At 64.6% G+C, this 21,554-nt stretch carries 8 protein-coding genes; 5 read left to right on the top strand and 3 right to left on the bottom strand.

Annotated features, from left to right (window positions below):
* Positions 1-362: 362 nt before the first annotated feature.
* Positions 363-3,623: a carbamoyl-phosphate synthase large subunit gene (gene carB / locus SH602x_RS07505; protein WP_479476195.1), complete on the top strand. Its 3,261-nt coding sequence runs from the start codon at positions 363-365 to the stop codon at positions 3,621-3,623.
* 163 nt (positions 3,624-3,786) lie between these two features.
* Here carB and SH602x_RS07500 read toward each other — a convergent pair whose 3' ends face one another.
* Positions 3,787-6,744, bottom strand: coding sequence for a serine/threonine protein kinase (locus SH602x_RS07500; RefSeq protein ID WP_479476194.1), 2,958 nt, complete (start codon positions 6,742-6,744; stop codon positions 3,787-3,789).
* A 420-nt stretch (positions 6,745-7,164) separates the two neighbouring features.
* Between SH602x_RS07500 and SH602x_RS07495 the strand changes: the two genes are divergently transcribed.
* The 3 genes from SH602x_RS07495 to egtD all read left to right on the top strand — a co-directional run bounded on the left by SH602x_RS07495 (position 7,165) and on the right by egtD (position 10,346).
* A complete protein-coding gene (locus SH602x_RS07495; protein ID WP_479476193.1) occupies positions 7,165-7,752 on the top strand; it encodes an acyltransferase in 588 nt (195 codons plus the stop codon).
* 143 nt (positions 7,753-7,895) lie between these two features.
* Positions 7,896-9,278, top strand: a complete 1,383-nt coding sequence (egtB, locus tag SH602x_RS07490; protein ID WP_479476192.1) for an ergothioneine biosynthesis protein EgtB — start codon at positions 7,896-7,898, stop codon at positions 9,276-9,278.
* Between the two features lie 96 nt (positions 9,279-9,374).
* Positions 9,375-10,346 (top strand): L-histidine N(alpha)-methyltransferase, encoded by a 972-nt coding sequence (egtD, locus tag SH602x_RS07485; RefSeq protein ID WP_479476191.1) that lies wholly within the window; start codon positions 9,375-9,377, stop codon positions 10,344-10,346.
* Positions 10,347-10,430: 84 nt separating this feature from the next.
* On the opposite strand, the gene SH602x_RS07480 is transcribed toward egtD, so the two are convergent.
* Positions 10,431-17,144, bottom strand: coding sequence for a hypothetical protein (locus SH602x_RS07480; protein ID WP_479476190.1), 6,714 nt, complete (start codon positions 17,142-17,144; stop codon positions 10,431-10,433).
* Positions 17,145-17,791: 647 nt separating this feature from the next.
* On the opposite strand from SH602x_RS07480, the gene SH602x_RS07475 reads away from it, so the two are divergent.
* The gene (locus SH602x_RS07475) at positions 17,792-20,509 is read left to right on the top strand and encodes an MGH1-like glycoside hydrolase domain-containing protein (RefSeq protein WP_479476189.1); all 2,718 of its coding nucleotides are present in this window, start codon (positions 17,792-17,794) and stop codon (positions 20,507-20,509) included.
* A 37-nt stretch (positions 20,510-20,546) separates the two neighbouring features.
* On the opposite strand, the gene SH602x_RS07470 is transcribed toward SH602x_RS07475, so the two are convergent.
* Positions 20,547-21,320, bottom strand: coding sequence for an FkbM family methyltransferase (locus SH602x_RS07470; RefSeq protein WP_479476188.1), 774 nt, complete (start codon positions 21,318-21,320; stop codon positions 20,547-20,549).
* Positions 21,321-21,554: the final 234 nt, after the last annotated feature.

The following is a 21,554-nucleotide window of genomic DNA, read 5'->3' as shown; positions in this document are numbered from 1 at the left end:
ACGGCGCCGGCGTCGCCAGCTCCCCCGGCGTCGCCAGCGCCCGAAGGGCAGGAACGGCGGCCATCCTAGTCGTGCAGCCTGAGAGCGTCAACGAAAGGGCGCCTTCGCGGCGCCTAGTTTCTGGGCGCTACGACGATTCGTCGATCGGATTATGCTCCTGACGCCCTCCGCTCGCCAAGTCATGCAGCGAAGCGATGGCGAGGGCTGGCGTTTTTGCTCCGGCCGCTTGCCCGGAGTTCGAAAACCTTGCTAAGTTCTAGAGATTTTGCACACGCCCCGCCCTAGGGGATTCACGCGAAAGCCGGAAGCACGCCAGCGCCTTCCGACGAGCTTTCGCACCGCGAGACGACCAGGAAGTTCGCGTGCCCAAGCGAGACGACATCAAGAAGGTTCTGCTGATCGGTTCCGGTCCCATCGTGATCGGTCAGGCTTGCGAATTCGATTACTCGGGCACGCAGGCGTGCAAGGCGTTGCGGGAAGAGGGTTACGAGGTCGTCCTCGTCAACTCGAACCCGGCGACGATCATGACCGATCCCGACACGGCCGACGTTACCTACATCGAGCCGCTCACCTGGGAGATCGTCGAGAAGATCATCGCCCGCGAGCGTCCCGACGTGCTGCTTCCCACGCTGGGGGGGCAGACCGGCCTGAACTTGGCGATGGAACTCCATAAGCACGGGGTTCTCGAAAAGTACGGCGTCGAGATGATCGGCGCCCGGCCCGACGTAATCGCCAAGGCCGAAGAGCGCGAACAGTTCAAGGCCGCCATGGAGAAGATCGGCCTGGAGGTCTGCCGCGGACGGACCGTCCGCAATATGGACCAGGCCCGCGAGGCGCTGCAGGAGATCGGCGTCCCCTGCGTCGTGCGTCCCAGCTTCACGCTCGGCGGCAGCGGCTCGGCCATCGCCTACAACCGCGAGGACTTCGTCAACCTCGTGCGGTACGGTCTCGATCAGTCGCCGGTCAGCGAAGTGCTGATCGAGGAGTCGATCGTCGGCTGGAAAGAGTACGAGATGGAGGTCATGCGCGACGTCGACGACAACGTCGTCATCGTCTGCGCGATCGAGAACTTCGACGCGATGGGCGTCCACACGGGCGACTCGATCACCGTCGCGCCCGCACAGACGCTGTCGGACAAGGAATACCAGCGGATGCGCGACGCCAGCATCGCGGTCATCCGCGAAATCGGCGTCGAGACGGGGGGCTCCAACATCCAGTTCGCGATCGAGCCGTCGACCGGGCGGATGATCGTGATCGAGATGAATCCTCGCGTCAGCCGGTCGAGCGCCCTCGCCTCGAAGGCGACCGGGTTCCCGATCGCCAAGATCGCCGCCAAGCTGGCGATCGGCTATCGCCTGCACGAACTGAAGAACGACATCACCCGCGTCACCCCCGCCTGCTTCGAGCCGACGATCGACTACGTCGTGACGAAGATCCCGCGGTTCACGTTCGAGAAGTTCCCCGAAGCCGACCCCGGCCTGACGACGCAGATGAAAAGCGTCGGGGAGACCATGGCCATCGGGCGGACGTTCAAGGAGTCCTTCCAGAAGGCGCTCCGCGGTCTCGAAGTCGGCGCCTTCGGATTCGGCAGCGACTCGAAGGATCTCTGGACCAACGGCGAGCCTCGCCCCAGCCGGGACGAGATTATCGAGAAGCTCTCCAAGCCGAACGACCGCCGGGTGTTCTACCTGCGGTACGCGATGAAATCGGGGATGAGCCTGGAGGAAATCCACTCGCTCACCCATATCGACCCCTGGTTCCTCGATCAGCTTCAGGAGATCGTCGAACTCGAAGAGACGCTTCGGGCGGTCTCCGACTGGCGCTCCGTCGACAGCGGCTTGCTCCGGGAGGCGAAGCGGATGGGCTTCTCCGACCGCCAGCTCGCCACGATGTGGAACGCCAGCGACCGGGACGTTCGCGCGCTGCGCAAGGAACGCGGGATTCTCGCCGTGTTCAAGTCGGTCGACACCTGCGCCGCGGAATTCGAAGCCTATACCCCCTACTTCTATTCGACGTACGAACAGGAAGACGAAACGCCGCCTAAGGGGGCGAAGAAGCGGATCATGATCCTGGGGGGCGGCCCCAACCGGATCGGCCAGGGGATCGAGTTCGATTACTGCTGCTGTCACGCGAGCTTCGCGCTCCGCGACATGGGGATCGAGACCATCATGGTCAATTCGAATCCCGAAACGGTCAGCACCGACTACGACACCAGCGACCTGCTCTTCTTCGAGCCGCTGACGACCGAAGACGTGCTGAACATCTTCGACCGGACGCAGCCCGACGGCGTGATCGTCCAGTTCGGCGGGCAGACGCCGCTGAATCTGGCCAGGGCGCTGAGCGAAGCGGGCGTGCCGATCATCGGCACTTCGGTCGACATGATCGAGATGGCCGAAGACCGCGGCGAGTTCGGCGATCTGCTCGACCGGCTCGGGCTCGCGCAGCCGGCGAACGCCGCGGTGACCGCGCTCGACGAAGCGCAGGCGATCGTCGAGAACATCGGCTATCCCGTCCTCGTGCGGCCCAGCTTCGTCCTGGGGGGACGCGCGATGGAGATCTGCTACGACCAGACGCAGTTCGTCGAGTTCGCGCGGGAAGCCTTCATCGCCGCGGAAGGGCAACCGGTTCTGATCGACCGCTTCCTGGAAGACGCGACCGAGGTCGACGTCGACGCGATCGCCGACGGAACCGACGTCATCGTCGCGGGCGTGATGGAGCATATCGAAGAGGCGGGCGTCCACTCGGGCGACTCCGCCTGCGCGATTCCGCCCTACTCGCTGCCCGGTCCGGTGATCGAGACGATCAAGACCGCGACGCGAAAGCTCGCGAAGGCCCTGAACGTCGTCGGGCTGATGAACATTCAGTTCGCGGTCAAGGACGAGGAGGGGCAGCCGAAGGTTTACGTCCTGGAAGTGAACCCCCGCGCGAGTCGTACGGTGCCGTTCGTCTCCAAGGCGACGGGCATGCAACTCGCGAAGATCGCGGCCCAGGTGATGGCGGGCAAGACGCTGCGGGAACTGGGCGTCACGCGCGATCCCGTCCCTTACCACGTCTCCGTGAAGGAGAGCGTTTTCCCCTTTCGCAAGTTCGTGGGCGTCGACATCGTCCTCGGCCCCGAGATGCGGAGCACGGGCGAAGTGATGGGCATCAGCGAGGCATTCTCCATCGCCTTCGCCAAGAGCCAACTCGGCGCCGGCGTCGTGCTACCCAAGTCCGGCACGATCTTCATCAGCGTCTCGCAGCGCCATAAGGAGGAGTCGGTCGGACTCGCCCGGCGGCTCGCGGCGATGGGCTTCCGACTGCTCGCGACCGCGGGCACGGCGTCGGTCTTCGAGCAGGCCGGCATCCCGGTGACGCGCTTGAAGAAGCTGGCCGAAGGGCACCCGAACGTTCTGGACTCGCTGATCGACGGAAAGGTCGATCTGATCTTCAACACGCCCAGCGGCAAAGGCGCACGGCGGGACGAAGGGAAGGTTCGCGCCAGCGCCGTGCAGCACGGCGTTCCGTGCATCACCACGATTCAGGCGATGCAGGCCGCGGTGAAGGCGATGGAGGCCTTGCGAACCGAGGAGATGGACATCCTCTCGCTGCAGGACCGCTTCGCCCCCACGCTCAACGCGTAGGGAACGCGGGACTCTCGATCGATCGATAGCGCAGAAAAAGAGCCGCGTTTCGAACGCGGCTCTTTTCGTTTAACCGGATTCAGGCCCGACGATCCGTCGAGGCACGGCCGGCTGGTCCTGCGATCGCCGCCTTCGCGGAATGCATGGACGCGAGGCGGATCGTCTACTTCTTCTTGCGATCCGATACCGGGGCGGTGACCTGCGTCTTGGAAACCGCGGGATCGGTGAAAGCGAGAACGGGCGACGATTCGTCGGATCCGACGGTCAGCTTGTAGTGGAACGTGGCGCCCGTCCCGAACTGACCGACCTTATCCTTCACGGCTGCCCACTGCTTGATCATCTTGTCGTAGCTCTCGATGAGCGCGGCGTTCACCGGCCTACGGCGCGTGAGCGCCTCATACGGTCCTTTCACGGCGGGCAGATCCTTGATCTTCTGTTCGAGCTTCCCGTACTCGCCGATTTGAACGTCGATGAAGTTCTTTTCCTTGATCGCCTCGCTGTGCTGATAGGCCAGACGATCCGTCATTTCCTCGAACGCCTTCGGCGTGAGCGGAATGACCTTCTGGGTGGGGTCGTCCTTGAAGAGCAGGACCGGCTTGAGAGCGATCGTGACCCGGTTCTTTCGGAAGTTCGCCTCGATGCCGAGATAGGCCGGCACGTCGCCGGACGTGCCGAACTGAATGACGGTCGAAGGTTCCTTCGCGGTAAGCTTCGGCGTCTTGAGGTTGTATTCGAAGGGAACGGTCAGTCCGATGCCTTGGAGCGTCAGCGAATCGGGATAGGCGACTTCCGAAATATCGATCTCGATTAGGTCCGACGTCATCTCCGCGATCATCGCCGGCTCCTTCTTTTCCGGCGAACGCAGGTCGACGGTCTTGGCGTGCGTCCCGGTGCTGAGCGTGAGCGAACAGTTCTTGAGGTAGGCCGAGTTCGGCTCCTTGGCCGCGCGGTCGGTCCACTGGAATTGCAGTTCCGTCTGCAACAGTTGCACCTTGGCGACGACGTCGTCGTCTTTCAGCGCCGAGGAACCGGTAAGCACGATCTCCCATTCGTTCTGTGCCAGACCGCCGCGCGCGGGCTGGATGGCGAACTTCTGGTTCCCCTTCATCGCGACGTCGCCCCGTTCTAGAACGATCGTGAGCAGGTCGCCCGCGTTGAGGTGAATCTGCGCGAGGGTCTGCGGATCGAGTTTCGCCTCTTCGCCGATGCCGGACGCCAGGCTGACGCTGGCGGGAACTTCCCGGAACGGGTTCTTGAGATCGCCTCCTGAGGCCGGCGGCGTGGCAGCCGCAGGTGCAGGCGGATCCGCCGGAGCGGCAGGCGTCGTGACGGGCGTCGCCGGCGGAGTCGGTTGGGGAGCCGTCGCCGGATCGGGCGTCGTCGCAGGCGGAGGCATCGGCGCTGCGGTATCGGTCGGAGCGGCCGCGACTTCCCCAGCGCCTGGCGCCGGGGCGGGCGCCGGCATATCGGCAGCAGGCGTCGGCGCGGCAGCTTCGGGATCAGCCCCCTCCGTCGGGACCTCGAACACGAGTTTCGGTCCGTCGTCCTCTTCCGCCGCCGCTTCGGCAGGCGCGGTTTCGCTCGTCACGGCAGTAGCGTCGTCGGCCGCGGCAGCGGAATCGACCGCCTCCACGCCGGATTTTGCCGAACCTGCTCTGGTCTGCGTGACGTCGGGTCCGCCGGACTGCGCTACTTCCGTCCCGTCGCCGCCGAGCGCGAACATCGCGATCGCCGTGGCGACGCCGACCAGCAGGAGCACGGCCAGAGCTCCCCCTCCGGCGGCCAGGCCGATCAGCATTCCGACGCTGGCTTTCTTTTTCTCGGCAGGCTCGGCGGACTCGTCTTTCTTCGCCGCTGGCCTCGACGGTCGCAGCGAGGCGGCCGCGCCGACCCGTTCGCCGCCGATCGCGATGTTGGGAAAGCCTCCCGTCGGAGCGCCGATGCCTGCCGCCGCAGCGGCAGCGGTTCCGGGCGTCGGCAGAGCGAGCGGCTGCGACGAAGTCGCCATCGCTGCCGCGGCGTCCAGATTCGCGAAGAAATCCCCGCCTGCCGCGGGCGCCGCGCCCAGCGGATCGAACGGAGCGGATAACGGATCGAACGACGCATCCAGCGGCGCGAACGGAGCATCCAGCGGATCGACCGCGTCGTAAGGTTCGGCCTCGACAATCTCTTCCGCTTCGACGATCTCCGAGGCGGCGTAAGCGCCGGACGCAGCGGCGGAGACTTCCGCCAGCGGCAGCGCGGCGCTGCGCAGCTTCGCCGCAGCGGCAGCGCGTCCGGCGGGGTCCTTGCCGGTCAGCGTCGCGATCTCGTTCTCGAACAAGGGAGAGGGACTCGCCCCCCGCGGTTTCCCGGTCAGAACGAAGTGGGCCAGCATGCCGAGCGAGTAGAGATCCGCGTCGGGCGAACCTGGATCGCCATAGCCCTCCGGGGCGAGGTAGGCGGCGTGCGCCGGCTCGCGGCCGGTCTCGTACGTGCCGGGCTCCAGAATCTTGATCGACTGATCCTTCTGGACCACGATCGTGCCGGGGTGCAGATCGAGATGGGCCAGCCCATTGTCGTGCAGCGCCTGAACGCCTTCCGCGATTTCCACGATCCAGCGGCAGGCCCGTGCCTGATTCGACGTCCCCTGTTCGGCGACCGCGGCGGCGAGGTTCTCCCCCTCGATCAGTTCCTTCACGACATAGAATCGGTCGTGATCCTGCGCCACATCGAACAGATGCACGATCCGCGGGTGATTGACGCCGGCGAAGGCCCGAACCTTGTTCAGGAAGACCTTCGAGACTTTCTCGTTCTGCGTGTTCTGGCGGGAGAGTTGTCGCAGGGCGACCTTGCGCCCCATCGAGTCGTGTTCCGCCAGGAAGGTCCGGTTCTGCGGATCCTGGCTGAGCCGATCGAGCAGGATGTAGTTGCCGAACCGCAGCGTCGTCTTGCCCGCGTAGAGCATCTGGGCCTGCCACGCGGTCAGCGCCTTGCCAGCGACGAGCGCGCGCAGCCCCTGCGGGATATCCTGAGCCGCTTCCCACTTCGGTCCCGCACAGACCGCTTCGAGCTTCTCTTCGCTGAAGAGTCGCGATTCGCGCAGTCGTTCCTTCAACGCATCCAGCGGTTGAACGATCATGTCCGAAACTACTTCGTACGAGGGGAAGCGAACAGGCGGAGAGAAGAGACGCGCGAAAGGGTCCGTCAGAGGGTCGTGCCTTTGAGGACGCCGGGGCGCAAGCTGCCGTCGTTATTCTATTAAGGTACACGACCCCGCGCCTTCTTTTCAATTTTCTACCCGGCCTTTTTCCCGCGTCGGGACGGCTTTTTCTGAGAGACCCGGGCGATCCGCGACCGCCCCTCGTCTCAGGAAGCTTCCCCCGATCCGGAACGGCGACGTATGCTTGCCGGAGGCCCCCGGTCCGGTCGAAACGCCCGCGCTTCGTGCGAGGGGACGCCTCGCTGTCGGCTTCCGTTCGTCGTGAACGCGCCGCTCGCCGGCCTCCGGAGCGCTTCGGCGCCCTGACGGCAAATTTTCTGGCTCACGAATCGACAGGTTATGACGCTTCCGGCGCCTCCATCCTGGTGGTCGATCTGGCGGGATCCTGCGGCCCGCCGGAAGGCGCAGACGCTGCGCGTCCTCGCCGAGCATCGCGTGGAAGCGGCGGGCATCCCGTTGTTTCACGGCCCGCACGATCCCCAGTTCGACAATCTCGGTTCGATGGGGTTGGCGGAGGAGGTCGTGTTCCGTTCGCACCGCCTCCGGACGTCGCTGTCGACGGGGCCGAAGGGTCGGCTGGAAATCGGCGCGAGGGCGTTTCTCAACGACGGAGTGAACGTCTACGCCGCGCAGAAGGTCGTGATCGGAATCGAATCGCTGATCGCGGATGAAGCGATCATTTTCGACACGACCTTTCACGACATTGCGCCCGATCGACCTGCCAAGACGGCGCCGGTGATGCTGGGACGGAACGTCTGGATCGGCGCCAGGGCGGTGATTCTGCCGGGGGTGACGATCGGGGACCACGCGGTCGTCGGCGCCGGCGCGATCGTCTCTTCCGACGTTCCGCCGCGGTCGGTTGTCGCCGGGGCGCCTGCCCGGGTGGTGCGCACTTTCGAGTGTGCCGACGACTGGCGCCGCTTCTGATCGGGCGCGAGAGCGGACTTCACCCGGCTCCCGCGACGCCTACCCTGCCTGTGTAAGGAACGGCACGCCCGCTCGTCGTCCTTTCGCGAAGGCGTTTCGGGAATGGTTAAGCCCGTCGACGGCGATGCGGATGCAGGGGAACTATGGCGATCACCATCGACGCGAAGACGGAGACCGAAGGCGCGAACCGCCTTTCGCACCTGGCGATCCGCTTTCGGGCCGTCCGCGGAAGATCGGAGGCGCTCTGTCGGCACCTGCCCGTCGAGGACCTCGTCGTGCAGTCGATGCCTGACGCCAGCCCGCTCAAATGGCATCTCGCGCACACGACTTGGTTCTTCGAGACCTTCCTCCTGAAGCCTCGCGTCGAGAAGCTGGTCCGAACGGTCGATCGATCGGAGTATCTTTTCAACAGCTACTACGAAGCGGTCGGCGACCAGTTCCCGAGGGCGCAGCGGGGACTCCTTTCCCGCCCCACGGCGGAAGAAGTCGACGCCTACCGGCAGGCGATCGATGCCGCGGTAATCGATCTTCTCGACTCGGCTGCCGCGGGTGCGTCTGAGGACGCGGAAGAGATCGCGTCCGTCGTCGAGATCGGCCTGCAGCACGAACAGCAGCATCAGGAACTGATGCTGACCGACGTCAAGCATCTCCTTTCGCTCAATCCGCTCTTTCCGGCCTATCGCACCGCGGACCGCTTCCCGACGCTGCGGTCCGGCGAGGCGAAGAACTCCTCCTCGAAGGCTCCGACGCACGTCGCTGAATCCGCGACGAACGTGCCCGACCGATCGAATGAGCGCATCGCCCAGGGCGGGGTTATCGCGCACGAAGGCGGCATCGTCTCGATCGGGCGGGATCGTCAGGGAGCGTTCTGTTTCGACAACGAATCGCCGCGGCATCAGGTTCTGCTGCGGCCTTTCGAGGTCGCCGCGAGTCTCGTCACGAACGGAGAGTTCCTGGCGTTCCTGCTTGACGACGGCTATCGCCGGCCCGAACTCTGGCTCAGCCTCGGCTGGGCGACGGTGCGCGAGCAGGGGTGGACCGCGCCGCTCTACTGGCATGAACGCGAAGGCGAACGGTACGAGTTCACGCTCGACGGGCTGCTGCCGCTTGATCCCGACGCCCCGGCGACGCACCTCAGCTACTTCGAGGCCGACGCCTACGCCCGCTGGCGCAGCGCCCGGCTGCCGACCGAGGCCGAATGGGAGACGCTCGCCGTCGAGCGAATCTCTGAAGCGTCTCGCGGCTTCGTGGAGTCCGGCGCGCTCCGACCGACCGCGGAAGGCGCGAAGGACTGGTTCGGTCAGGTCTGGCAATGGACCGGCAGCGCCTACGCGCCCTATCCGGGCTATCGCGCCTGGCCCGGCGCGGTCGGCGAATACAACGGCAAGTTCATGTGCAACCAGTACGTTCTTCGCGGCGGTTCGTGTGCGACCCCTGCGGACCACATTCGGGCGACCTACCGCAACTTCTTTCCGCCCGACGCACGCTGGCAGTTTTCCGGCGCGCGAATCGCTTTCGACGGTTGAGGATCTCCAAGTCCGCTGTTCGCTTCGCACGGAGGGCTTACGCCCTCCGCTCGCCCCGGACGATTTCTACGTCGCTCGACCCATGATTTCGCAACCATGATTAAGTCAACCCAATCCGACCCGCAACTCTGCGAGATCTGGACCGGCCTGTCGCGGTCGCAGAAGTCGCTGCCGGCGAAGCTTTTTTACGACGCCGCAGGATGCCGGTTGTTCGATCGGATTTGCGAGTTGGAGGAGTATTACCCGACGCGGACCGAACTGGCGATCATGGACCAGTCGCTGCCCGAGATGGCCCGTGCGATCGGTCCCGAGGCGCTGATCGTCGAGTACGGCAGCGGCAGCGGAACGAAGACGCGTCGATTGCTCGCGGCGCTGTCCGACCCGGTCGGCTATGCGCCGGTGGAGATCGCACCGGAGTTCCTGGAACTTTCCACGCGGCGACTGAGGCGAGAGTTTCCCGCGCTGGAGATCTTGCCGGTCTGCGCCGACTTCACGCGTCCCTTCGCCGTGCCGCGATCGAAGCGGACTCCGAACAAGACGGTCGTTTACTTCCCCGGCTCGACGTTGGGAAACTTCGAGCCGCCCGAGGCGAAGCGACTGCTCGCGAATATGGCGGAAGAAGCGGGACCCGGCGGCGGACTGCTTCTCGGCCTCGACTGCGTGAAGCCGACCGACGTTCTCGAACGGGCGTACGACGACGCGGAAGGCGTCACGGCCGCGTTCAACCTCAACCTGCTTCAGCGACTGAATCGCGAGTTCGACGGCGACTTCGATCTCTCCGCGTTCGCCCATCAGGCCAGGTACGACCAGGAACGCGACCGGATCGAAATGCACCTGGCGAGCCGTCGCGACCAACAGATCAGCGTCGCGGGAAAGCGCTTCTCTCTCCGCCTCGGCGAGACGATCTGCACCGAGCACTCGCACAAGTTCCGGCCCGCGGAGTTCGCGAAGCGCGCCGCCGAAGTCGGCTGGAATCTGCGGCGTCAGTGGCAGGACCCGCAGCGCTGGTTCGCGGTCCTCTACTTGGAACTGGCGAGGTTAAGCGAAGGTCCGGCGTTTACTCGCTGAGAACATGCGCTTCGACCAATACGGCGTTCCGCGGCTGCAAGAGCCAGCCGCGGAACGCGATCGCTGCACGCCGGAGGCGATGCGTCAGCGCTTCGGCGGTTCGACTTCCCGGACGACCGCTCCGTGCTCGTCCGACATGACGAGGATCGCGAACCGTTCCACGCTGTCGAGATCGTTCGTGCTGAGCGAGGCATAGTCGAAGCGCCCCCGCAGGTCGGTGTAGCCGTCCTTGTAGAAGCGGATCGAGCCGTCGGTCCGGCGCGAGTAGACCTTGACGTACGCCTTCGCCAGCGGCTGGTCCGTCCCCGCGGCCAGCACGCGGATCTGGCCGTAGGCGTCGAACGTCTGGACGTCGAGCGAGTTGGAGTAATAGGGCACGGCCTGATCGCGTCCTGCCGCGCTGGCCAGGACCAGCACGTTCTGATTCGCCAGCGCCGCGGGGAGCGGAATCTCCGCCGTCTTCTGACCGGGGGGCAGCTCGACCGTCTGCTCCAGGTTCGGCTTGATGTAGGAGAACTCGCCTGAGAACTCCTTCACGAACGGATTCCGGCTGAAGAGCAACTCCAGATCCATCAGGTAGTAGCTCACCTGAATTCGGTCGAGCGCCTGATAGTTGAATCGCATCTTGCCCCCTTCGACGCGCAGGTCGAACGTCGGCTGCGATGCCGCGAGCTGCGCCATCTGCTGGTTACGGTCCCTTTCGTCGACCAGTTCGCCCGGCTTGCCGCCGATCTCTTCGATCTGACGCTCGATCGAGGCGAACAGGTTCCGCCAGCGCTCGACAGGGTATTCGCGATACTGCGCGGCGATCTCGCCCGCCTCGTCAGGTCGTTCCTGCGAGATCTCCAGATAGGCCAGACAGTAGTCGTACTGAATCTTCGCGTCCACGTTTCGAACATCGACCTTCGCGAAATGGTCCAGCGCCTCGGCGACGCGGTCCTGCAGCACGAGGTAGTACGTCACCTCCAGCCGCTCCAGATCGCTCATCTCCGAAACGTAGCTCAGGCGCTTCATCAGGCTGGTGTAGTGCTCGTAAAAACGATCGTTCAGGATCGTCCAATGCGGTCCCAGCTTGTGCTGCCGGGCGTTGACCAGCGGCTTGTACTCGCGGTGTTCGTAGAAGTTCCGCTCGATCGGGTCGACGACCAGCAGCGGGCTATCGAGAACCAGGCCGACCTGGCCGATGAAGCCCTCCTCGAACGCCAGGAACTGCCGCACCCGCTCCGGCACGTCGTGCAGGATCGAGTACGACCAGAGCGTCCGCTCGTAGGCGTGACGGGCTTCGAGCAGGGCGAGCGTCGGCTCGAAGAAGGCCTTCTCCTTCATCCGAAAGGCGATCTTCGACAGGTCGGTCTCGGCCAGGTTCGCCGACTGCAGGTAGGCGATGACTTCGGCGTCGGTGCCGTACTGCGAGACGTACGCCCACGATTGGGTGTCGATCTTCGACGGTTCGTCGAGGACGTTGAACTCGAACGCCTCGGCGAACGCGATCAGGTCGCCGCGTCGGGAGACGTGAACCGGGAACTGCTCGAAACGCCCCGCCGTCGGGAAGTAGAAGTAGTACTCCAGCGTGGTCGTGGAATAGGCGCCCAGGTCGATGGGGCGCGTCTCCGTGCGCTTCGTTCCGGCGAGCGGCATCGCGCCCTCGGGGATCTGCAGCAGGGCTTCCAGTCGCTGCGGGCTCGACGTCGGGTTGGTCAGAACCAACTGGCAGCCGTAGACCGTCTTGGCGACGAATTCCTCGTAGATGAATTTCTCGAGCCGTTCGCCCCCTTCCATTCGATAGCGATCATTCGCCTGGAAGAAGTTCTGGGAGAGCAGGATCTCCGGCCCGTTCTCGACCGGCTCGACCGCTTCGATCTGGCGATAGAAGGCGATCGTGGGGCTCTTCGGGAGGAGTTCCATCCGGGCTTCGTCGAACTTCGTTTCGTGTTCGGCGGCCTCGAACGGGAGGTCGATCGTCGCCAGGGCCAGCAGCATCTCGTGGATGTTGCGGGTCGGCCGCGCGATCTGCGTGGAGCGAAACGGCTGGGCCGGGTCGGCTGCCGCGAAGTCGCGCCAGAACTCGCTCGGCCCGATCAGCTCCTGCGTCATGCTCTCCCTGGCCAGACGCCAGTAATTGCTTTCGACGTACTCCATCGTCTGATCGATGGGTCGATAGAGCTGGCGCACCATCTTCCGATCGGCCCGTGCGCTCTCGACGTCGTAGAAGGCATCTACCGAGTCGTCGATCCCGAGACTGGATTTGTCGCGCATCGCGCCGCGCAGTTCGTTCAGTCGCCGCGCGCGATCCTTTCCGTCACTCTCTTCGCTTTCGGCGAAGCGATTCTGTTTCTCCGCTTTCTTCAGTTCGTCTGCCGCGGCGGCGTATTCCGCCTCTTCGGCCATCGGTTCTGCAGCCGGCGCCGGCGGAGCCGCGGCGGCCGGCATCGCGAATCCGCCTCCGCCGAACCCGCCTCCCATGCCTCCCATTCCCCCGCCTATGCTTCCGTACGCGACGCCGCTCGTCGGACCGTTGTCGGGAATTGCCCAGTTCATCTGCATCGTGGCGTCCGCGATGCCGTTGGCCTGCCCGTTCATCGCCAGGCCTTCCGCTTCCGAACGGGCCAGTTGCACGGCCGCCAGTCGCTCGCCCAGCGATGCCGATCCAGCGCGCAGGCCGCGGGCGCCGAGAGCCTGCTCGAACAGCGCCTTCTCCTGGTCCGCGTTCGGGGGCATCACGTCGAGCCGATTCTGAATCCAGCTTAGAACGTGCTGCGGATCGCCTTCGATGCGCCGGGAAAGCAGAACCTTCTCGACGACGTTCAGTCGCTGATACTGCCAGGGGTTGGCGAACTCCTCCAGATCCTCGCCCAGCAGGAACCGGTCGAAGAAGGTTTTCTCCTTCTTGTTCGCCAGGTAGGGTCGCACGACCTGCTCGAAGAACGCCGGATCCTTCTCCGCCAGGAAGAAGTGCAGTTCGTGGCAGGCGTACTTGGAGTAGAGCGTCTGCTTCTCCGCCGCCGGGAGCGAGTTCCACCGCGGAAGGAAGCCGAACTCCGCAAGCGTCGGATTGCCGCTGGCGGAAAGCAACAGTTCGAAGACGCTCGCGAGCGAATCGTAGGTTTCCAGTTCCGCGACCGCGACGTCCGGCAGAACGAGCGAATCGCCTTCCTTCAGGACTTCGATCTTTCGCGTTTGCGCGAAATGGCGCTTCGGATCGAGCCCGTCGCGCAGCCGCAGATCGCGGAAATCGAACGAACCCTCCGGCGCGACGAGCGTGCGATAGACCGTCTGCGTCGGATCGACGGCGATGGCCTGCACGAAGCCGCAGCCTTCGAGAAGATCGACCGGCACGTAGACGAACCCTTCTTCGTCGGGAACCAGGTTCAGCAGGTGGACCGAGGTCGACGCGAGGAAATCGAGATCCGTCGGATCGACAAGTCCGCCCGCGATGCCTTGCGCTTCGCCAGGCGTCGCATCGGTGGCCGACAGGCGGGGGTCCGCATTCTTCGCGAACTCTCCCCCCTCGGCGGCAAGCTGCACGTCGGTCGCCGTGCTGCGAATGGCCCAGGGGTTGAGCAGCAGGGACGGACGCTCCAGCATGTTGCCCGCGAACTTCCGCGCGTACTTGCGATCGATGATGTAGCGATACTCGTCGCCGATGTTGCGACCGACGAGATAGAACGATCGCGGGTCGGGAAGCGTCGTCGCCGTCGCCTCCGGCGAGCGCACTTCGCGCAGGATGTCGAACGCGGAAAAGGCCGGCAGGAAGCGATCGGCGATGATATGGACGCGAGCGAACTTCGACGCGCCGCCGACCTTCAGCTTGAGAACCGTCGCCATCTCGGCGGCCGCGTCGGCAGCGGGCTTCTCGTCGACGTCGGCTTCCGGCGCCGGCTTCCCTTCTTCCCCGCCGTTTTCGGCCGGTTCTGCTTCGGCAGGTTCGACGAGCTTGGAGACTTCGATCTCGCCCCGCTCGACGGAGATGAGCTGCAATCCATCAAGGCCCGTCGCCTTGAGCAGACGGCGCTCGCCCAGCAGGAAACCCTGTCCGGCGGAGCCCTGCGTCACGCGAAGCTGAATCCGTTCCTGCGTCTCCTTCAGGAAGAGTTCGTAGTCGCCCGGCGCCAGCTTCGTGACGACCAGGTAGCCCGGAGTCAGCGAGAGATTCTCCGACGCGTCGCGGACGTAGTTGCCCTGCCGGATCTCCAGAAGACTGAAGTGCCCGGATTCGATGTCGGAAGCGGCGCCGAGGTAGGGCAGGCGCAGCACGTCCTGCGTCGTCAGATGATAAAGCATCCGCCGATCGACGCGATCGACCGGCAGATCCCACGACCGCGAGCTTTCCGACTGCGAGGCGGTGAGACGAAGGATGCCCGGAAGCTGACCGAGCGCCACGGCGCCCCGGTCATCGGTCTTCAGCGTCGTCTGGATCGGGTCGGTGAACCAGCGATGCTCGATCGTCAGTTGGACCGGATGATCGACGATCGCTTCGCCCGTCTTGCCGAGCACGAACAGCACGTAGCCGCTCGGAAGCCTGGTCAGATGCGAGACGGCGATCTGCGACGTATCGCTGACCTGGTTGACCTGGAATACCTGCTGATCGCCCAATGCGATCTTGTCGCCACGTTGCAGATGCGGCACCTTCGCTTCCAGCCGGACGGTCACGTTTCGCAGGTCGGCCGGAACGCGGAATTCGTAGACGGACTCGCGATCCTCGAACAGGGCGAAGTCCTTCGCCTCCATCGCCGCCGACGTGCCCGAGGCGTCCTGCGTCGCGACGGTCAGCTTGATTTCTTCCAGCAGCTTGAGCGATATCGGTTCGCCGTTGAGCGTCAGCTGCGGTCGCACGACGACCTTGGCCGTCTTCTGCTTGATCAGCGACTCGCGATCGATGTAGATGCCCGCGTGCAGCTCGTAGTTTTCCGCGTCGTGGCGGAAGTGCTCCAGCGTCGCGAAGTCGCCATGCAGCAGCACGATCGGCACGTCGCCCGGGTTGGTCGAGAAGGGAACCAGGATCCGCCCCGCGTCTCCCTTGGCACCGTATTCGACGCCGCCCATCAGGATCGAGGCGTCCGGCAGCAACTGGTTCTTCTCGTCGAGAACCTGGAAGACCTGGCCCGCGGGCGTCGTGTGCGAGACGTAGCGGAGGCGTCCCTTGCGGATCAGCGCGCGGCTGGCCTGGCCGGCGCCGATGAAGTCAATCACGTAGATCCCGCGCCCGGTCAGCATCGGGAACTCGAAATGCCGCTGCACGCGCAGCAGGGGCGATTCTTCGTACTGGTAGGTCTGTTCGAAGTTCGGCGTCAGGCCGTCGAGTTCGATCGACGTGTCGATCTCGCTCAGACGGTCGGCGTACCAGTTCCGTTCGTCGATCTCGAAGACCTTCACGATCAGCGTCGGGACGTTCTTCACGAAGACGTCCAGCGCGACGGGCGCCTCCGGCGCGTAGCGCTCCGGATTGACGTAGGCGAAGTCGATGTCGACCCGCTCCTTCAATGCCTTAAACTGCTCGGGCGACAGGACCGACGCCCAGCGCTCCTGCTCGCCCAGGCCATGCACGATCTTCGTCTCGGCCAGGACCTGCTTCAGGAACTCCTCGCGCATGAAGGGGGCGAATTCCGCGAAGTCGTTCTGCGTCAGGAAGAAGTGGCTGAGGTAGTCCTGCACCAGTTGCACGTCGCTGCCGATCGGCTCGCAGCCGGTGATGAAGCGATAGTCCTCATTCACGTTCACCGCATGGTCGCGATTCGTCTGGATCTCCATCCACTTGCCGTTCACGTAGGGCATGAACCGCGGCAGCTTCACGTATTCCATGAAGCGTTCGCGGTCGTAGATCCCCTGCGACCGATCGAACTCCAGCCGCTGATAGAGCAGGTGGGCCTTGAGCGAATTGAACGACGGCGCGAGCGTTTTCGCGAAGTCGTACTGCCGGTCGATCTGCGCGAGGAACGCCTGCGCGTCGTCGATCACGTCCACGTCGTCGTTCGCGACCAGCCGCTGCAGGTAGACGTGAACGAACTCCCGCACGCCGCGAACGTGGGGGAGCTTCGTCAGCAAATCGTCGAGCTGTTCCTTCGTCAGCTTGGAATGAATCGGCAGCGCGCCGAAGCTTCCGTGCGTGGGAACCTTCAGATCGGCGACGATCAGGTCGACGAGATTCGGCAGAGTCGGCCGTTCGAGCGATGCCAGCAGCGCACGGCGTTCGCCCGCGTCCATCTTCGTCGCGTTCGCCGCCAGCCAGTCGAACGCGAACGGGCGAAATCCGCTGACGTCCTGCCGGTTCGCGAGCGCCAGATCCGCGAGACGCTCGATCGCGATCAGGCTCTGGTCGAGGCCGGTGGGAAAGTTCGGCTTCTCGCGAAGAGTCTCCCGCTGATGCTGGAAGTGCAGGCCGAGCTGGTTCCGGACGTACTCCAGGCTTTCCTTCGGCTGCTGCGGGTACTTCAGAAGGGCCTGCCGATGCAGGATCTCGTGGACCAGGGCCGAGTAGCCGTGGCGCGCGATCCAGGGTTCGAGCATCGCCTCGACGTCGGCGTAGCGTTCCTGCTGCTGGTAGTGCAGCGCGTGAAAGTAGTAGAACTCCTGCGTTCCGGGGACGAGCTGCTTGAGCGCGTCGTCCCGGCTCTCCGCGAGGGCGAACGTCTCCAGGAAGCCGATCTCCCCGGCGGAGGCCGTCCTTCCGGCGCCTCCGAGGCCAAGCGCCGTCGCGACGAAGGCGAGGGCGAGCAAGATCCCTCGGTAGCGACGCTTCGGGAGACGCCGCTGTTCCAGCGTTCGCGAATCCGACACAGGCGTGCGAAGAACGGAGAGCATGCCGGAAACCCTTCGGAAGAGTTCAGACGCGATCGATCGACGATCCGACCGCTCTGGCGACGATCGGACGTCGTAGACGAGAACGCAATTCCGCGACCGAGCGGCCGCGGCGGAAAGCGCTGCGATAGAGCTTACTCGGGGAGGATTCGCTCGGGACAGCGTCTCTCTGCCGACGAAACCGCTGAACGACGACCAGGCGCCGACCGCCCGAACCGCTCCCGTTCTGCTTCCGACGCAGCGAAGGGATGGAAAGTTCCGGAAAAACCAGACGCCTGAATGTGCCTGTGTGCCACGGCTGGCTTGTCCAGCCGTGCGGTGCCGCGAGATTCGATGCGGACTTCGAATGAACGTCGCCACGAACGTGCGTTTCGAAATCCGACGGTTTCATTCGGTAAACGACGGCCCGATCGGTGACTGTCTGTCGCCCGCACGGCTGGGCAAGCCAGCCGTGGCACACGGGAGCGGCCAACGTCCGATCGAAGCGCCCTCCCTCTTGCTCCCCGGCGCCCCCCGGCAGAGGATACGGCCTGTTCCGATTACGCGGCGCCTTCGGCGTTCGGCAGCGGTTCGCTGACGAAAGCTGAGCAGGGGCGTCGTTCCTCCGGCGCCGTTCTCTCCCCGGATCGCCGCCGTCGTTCGATGAGCTTATGGAAGTCGATCCGCGCGCCGAATTCGTCCGACTGGAACAATCGAGGACTCGCGAGGGGAACTGGAAACGCTGGGGGCCTTATCTGCCGGAGCGGCAGTGGGGCACCGTGCGCGAGGACTATTCCGCCGACGGGAATCCGTGGGTTCACTTCCCGCACGATCATGCGCGAAGCCGCACCTACCGCTGGGGCGAAGACGGCCTGTTGGGCTGGACCGACCGCGAGTGCCGGTTCTGTTTCTCGGTCGCGCTCTGGAACGGCAAGGATCCGATCCTGAAGGAGCGTCTGTTCGGCCTGACGGGTCCCGAAGGGAACCACGGCGAGGACGTCAAGGAACGCTACTGGTATCTGGATTCGACCCCCTGCCACACGTACGCCCGGGCCGTCTATCGCTATCCGCAGCGGGAGTTTCCCTACGCCGCGCTGGTGGCTCAGAACCAGACCCGCTCTCGCACGGAAACGGAATTCGAGCTCGAGGACGCCGGCCTGTTCGACAGCGACCGGTTCTTCGACGTGCAGATCGAGTACGCCAAGGCGTCGCCCGACGACGTGCTGATCCGCATTCGCGCGGTCAATCGCGGACCGAGCCCGGCGACGCTGCATCTGCTTCCGACCTTCTGGTTCCGGAACACCTGGGTCTGGGGGTGCAAGTACGACGACTGCGTCCTGCGGCCCGACATGCGGCAGGCGAAGGATCGCACGGTCACGTTCTCGCACGAAACGCTCGGCGAGTTCGTAGTCGCGAACGACGACCCGCGCAAGGAATGGAAATGGCTCTTTACCGATAACGAAACGAACGAACAGCGGCTCTACGGCAAGCCGGAGGGGCCTCCGTTCGCGAAGGACGCCTTCCATCGCTGGCTGATCGACGGCGAAGAAAACGCGATCAACCCGAGGCGCTACGGCACGAAGACCGCCGCGTGGAAGAAGTTCACGCTCGCGCCGGGAGAAGAGGCGGTCGTGCGGCTGCGGTATCGCCCCAAGAGCGAAGACGCGGGCGAGCGCTTCGGCAAGTCCTTCGACGACGTCTTCGACGCGCGCATCGCGGAATCGAACGCCTACTACGATGCGCTTCTGCCGGGCAATCTGAAAGCGGACGAGCGGTCGCTGATGCGGCAGGCCTCGGGCGGACTGCTCTGGACGAAGCAGTTCTATCACTACGTCGTCGAAGAATGGCTGCAGGGCGATCCGGCGATGCCCGTGCCGCCTCCCTCGCGCCGGCGGATCCGCAACGCCGACTGGGAGCACCTGTTCAATCGGGACGTGATCTCGATGCCGGACAAGTGGGAGTACCCCTGGTACGCCGCGTGGGATCTGGCGTTCCACATGCTGCCGATGGCGAAGCTCGACCCCGACTTCGCCAAGAACCAGCTCGGGACGTTCCTGCGCGAATGGTACATGCACCCCAACGGGCAGATCCCGGCGTACGAATTCAACCTGTCTGACGTCAATCCGCCCGTCCACGCCTGGGCCGTGCTCGACGTCTTCCTGCAGGAGCGCGAGCAGGGACGCGAGGACTATCCGTTTCTCGCCGGAGCGTTCCAGAAACTCCTGATGAACTTCACCTGGTGGGTGAATCGCAAGGACGCCTTCGGCGAGCATCTCTTCTCAGGCGGCTTTCTCGGTCTCGATAACATCGGGGTCTTCGACCGGTCGAAGCCGCTGCCGACCGGCGGCACGCTGGAGCAGGCGGACGGCACCGCGTGGATGGGCTTCTACTGCGTGATCATGCTGCGGATGGGACTGCGACTGGCTCTGGTGCAGCGGGAGTACGCCGACACGGCGTCGAAGTTCTTCGAGCACTTCATCCACATCGCCGACGCCATCAACCATCTGGGCGGAACGGGTCTGTGGGATGAGCGTGACGGGTTTTATTACGACCGGATGCGCGTCGGAGATCAGTCGACGGTCCTCCGCGTCCGATCGATCGCCGGACTGATGCCGCTCTGCTCGGCGATGATTCTGTCGCAGGAGACGGTCGACAAGCTGCCCGGGTTTCGGCGGCGGATGGAGTGGTTCCTGAAATACCGCCAGGACCTGTCGCGGGACATGAGCTATCTGGAGATCGAAGACGAGGTCGATCCGCCGACCGCGAGGTTGCTCGCGCTCCCTTCGAAAGATCGTCTCCGCCGGGCGCTGAAGTACGTCTTCGACGAGAACGAGTTTCTGTCGCCGTTCGGCATTCGTTCGCTGTCGAAGTACCACGAGGCGAACCCCTACGTCTTTCACGTCGACGGATCCGAGTATCGCGTCGGCTACGAACCTGCCGAATCTCAGAGCGGCATGTTCGGCGGCAACTCCAACTGGCGGGGGCCGATCTGGTTCCCGCTGAATTACCTGCTGATCGAATCGCTGCGGACGTACGACGCCTTCTATCAGGAGAAATTCCGGATCGAGTATCCGACCGGTTCGGGCGAAGAACGCTGTCTGAGGGAGATCGCCGACGACTTGGAGGAACGCCTGCTGTCGCTGTTCGAACCCGACGCCGACGGCAGGATTCCCTATCTGGGCGAACGACCGACTGCGGTGAACGCGGCGGGCGAGACGATGCACGAGTTCTTCGAGTACTTCGACGCCGAGACGGGCAAGGGACTCGGCGCCTCGCATCAGACGGGCTGGACGGCGCTCGTCATCAACCTGCTGGAGGCCCGCAGCAAGCGCCGGGCGGAACCTCGCGAAGCCCAGCGAGAAGCGACCGTCGCGCACGACATCGCGTGATCAGGCGAAGCGGTGACCGAATTCTCGCCGCTTCTCATCAGGCGGCGGCCGACTTCACGTTGCGGGAACGACTCGTCCGTCCCGCGGAGGCGAGCGTCCGTTCCCGCGGCACGAAGACGAAGTCAGCCAGCGCCTTGGGGTGGATGCGGCTGCGAAGCGCTGCGTATTCCGAGACGGGAGCGAGCCCCTCTCCGACGAAGCAGAAGCCTTCGTAGTCCAGGCTTCGCAGGAACGAAAAGACCTCGCAGTCGGGGTTCGCGGCGTCGTGGCACTCGAACAGGAGGTCAGGGCGATCTTCGGCGAGCGTCCGGGCGCTGCCGCGAAGCGCCGGAAGCTCATGCCCTTCGATGTCGCACTTGATGAAGCGGACGGGGCTGTCGAGCCTGCGGCTGGCCAGGTAATCGTCGAGCGTCGTCACCCGCACGGGGATCGACTCCAGATCGTCCCGGTCGTCCTGGTGCAGGTCGAAGCTCGCTCCGCCCCAGTGCGACCGGCGGCGACGGAGCGTCATCGAACCCCCTGCGGACGAGAGCCCCACGCCCGCGATTTCCAGACGGGAGAGGCCGAAGCTGTCGCGAAGTTCCGCGAGATGCGTCTGCAACTCGGGCTGCGGCTCGAACGCAATCACGCGTCCGGTCGCGCCGACGCGGCGATGCAGCCAATAGGAGTAAATCCCGCGGTTCGCTCCGATGTCGACGGCAGTCGCTCCCTCCAGTGCCTGACCCAGCAGAAACGAAAGGGGGAACCGCTCGGTCCTCAGGCGGTAGCGCCAGGCGCTGTGCAGGAAGCGAATTCGACGGACGAGATTCATCGGCCGGTCCTTGCCCAAGGGTCCCAGGAATCGCGGTGCAATTCGCGAAGCGCTCGGATCGCCGCCTTTCTTACTCCTTCAGCGGATTTCGATGGAAGAGGAAACTGATGCGTCGAAACGAAAAAAGGCCGCGACGCCTCGTCGTTCCCCGCAAAGACTTCCCTCGGCCCGCTACTGCCGAGAGTCGTTCTGCGAAAAATCGAATGGGCGTCGCGGCCTGGTCGGGAGAAATCC

It is taken from the genome of Lignipirellula cremea (assembly GCF_056501455.1).
Note: the sequence above shows the minus strand (reverse complement) of the source record. Positions and strands in the feature narration are given on the sequence as shown.

Coding starts and splice junctions, on each gene's coding strand:
- SH602x_RS07495 (WP_479476193.1), top strand. CDS start 7,165: ATGACGCTTCCGGCGCCTCCATCCTGGTGGTCGATCTGGCGGGATCCT.
- egtD (WP_479476191.1), top strand. CDS start 9,375: ATGATTAAGTCAACCCAATCCGACCCGCAACTCTGCGAGATCTGGACC.
- SH602x_RS07500 (WP_479476194.1), bottom strand. CDS start 6,744: ATGATCGTTCAACCGCTGGATGCGTTGAAGGAACGACTGCGCGAATCG.
- egtB (WP_479476192.1), top strand. CDS start 7,896: ATGGCGATCACCATCGACGCGAAGACGGAGACCGAAGGCGCGAACCGC.
- SH602x_RS07480 (WP_479476190.1), bottom strand. CDS start 17,144: ATGCTCTCCGTTCTTCGCACGCCTGTGTCGGATTCGCGAACGCTGGAA.
- SH602x_RS07475 (WP_479476189.1), top strand. CDS start 17,792: ATGGAAGTCGATCCGCGCGCCGAATTCGTCCGACTGGAACAATCGAGG.
- SH602x_RS07470 (WP_479476188.1), bottom strand. CDS start 21,320: ATGAATCTCGTCCGTCGAATTCGCTTCCTGCACAGCGCCTGGCGCTAC.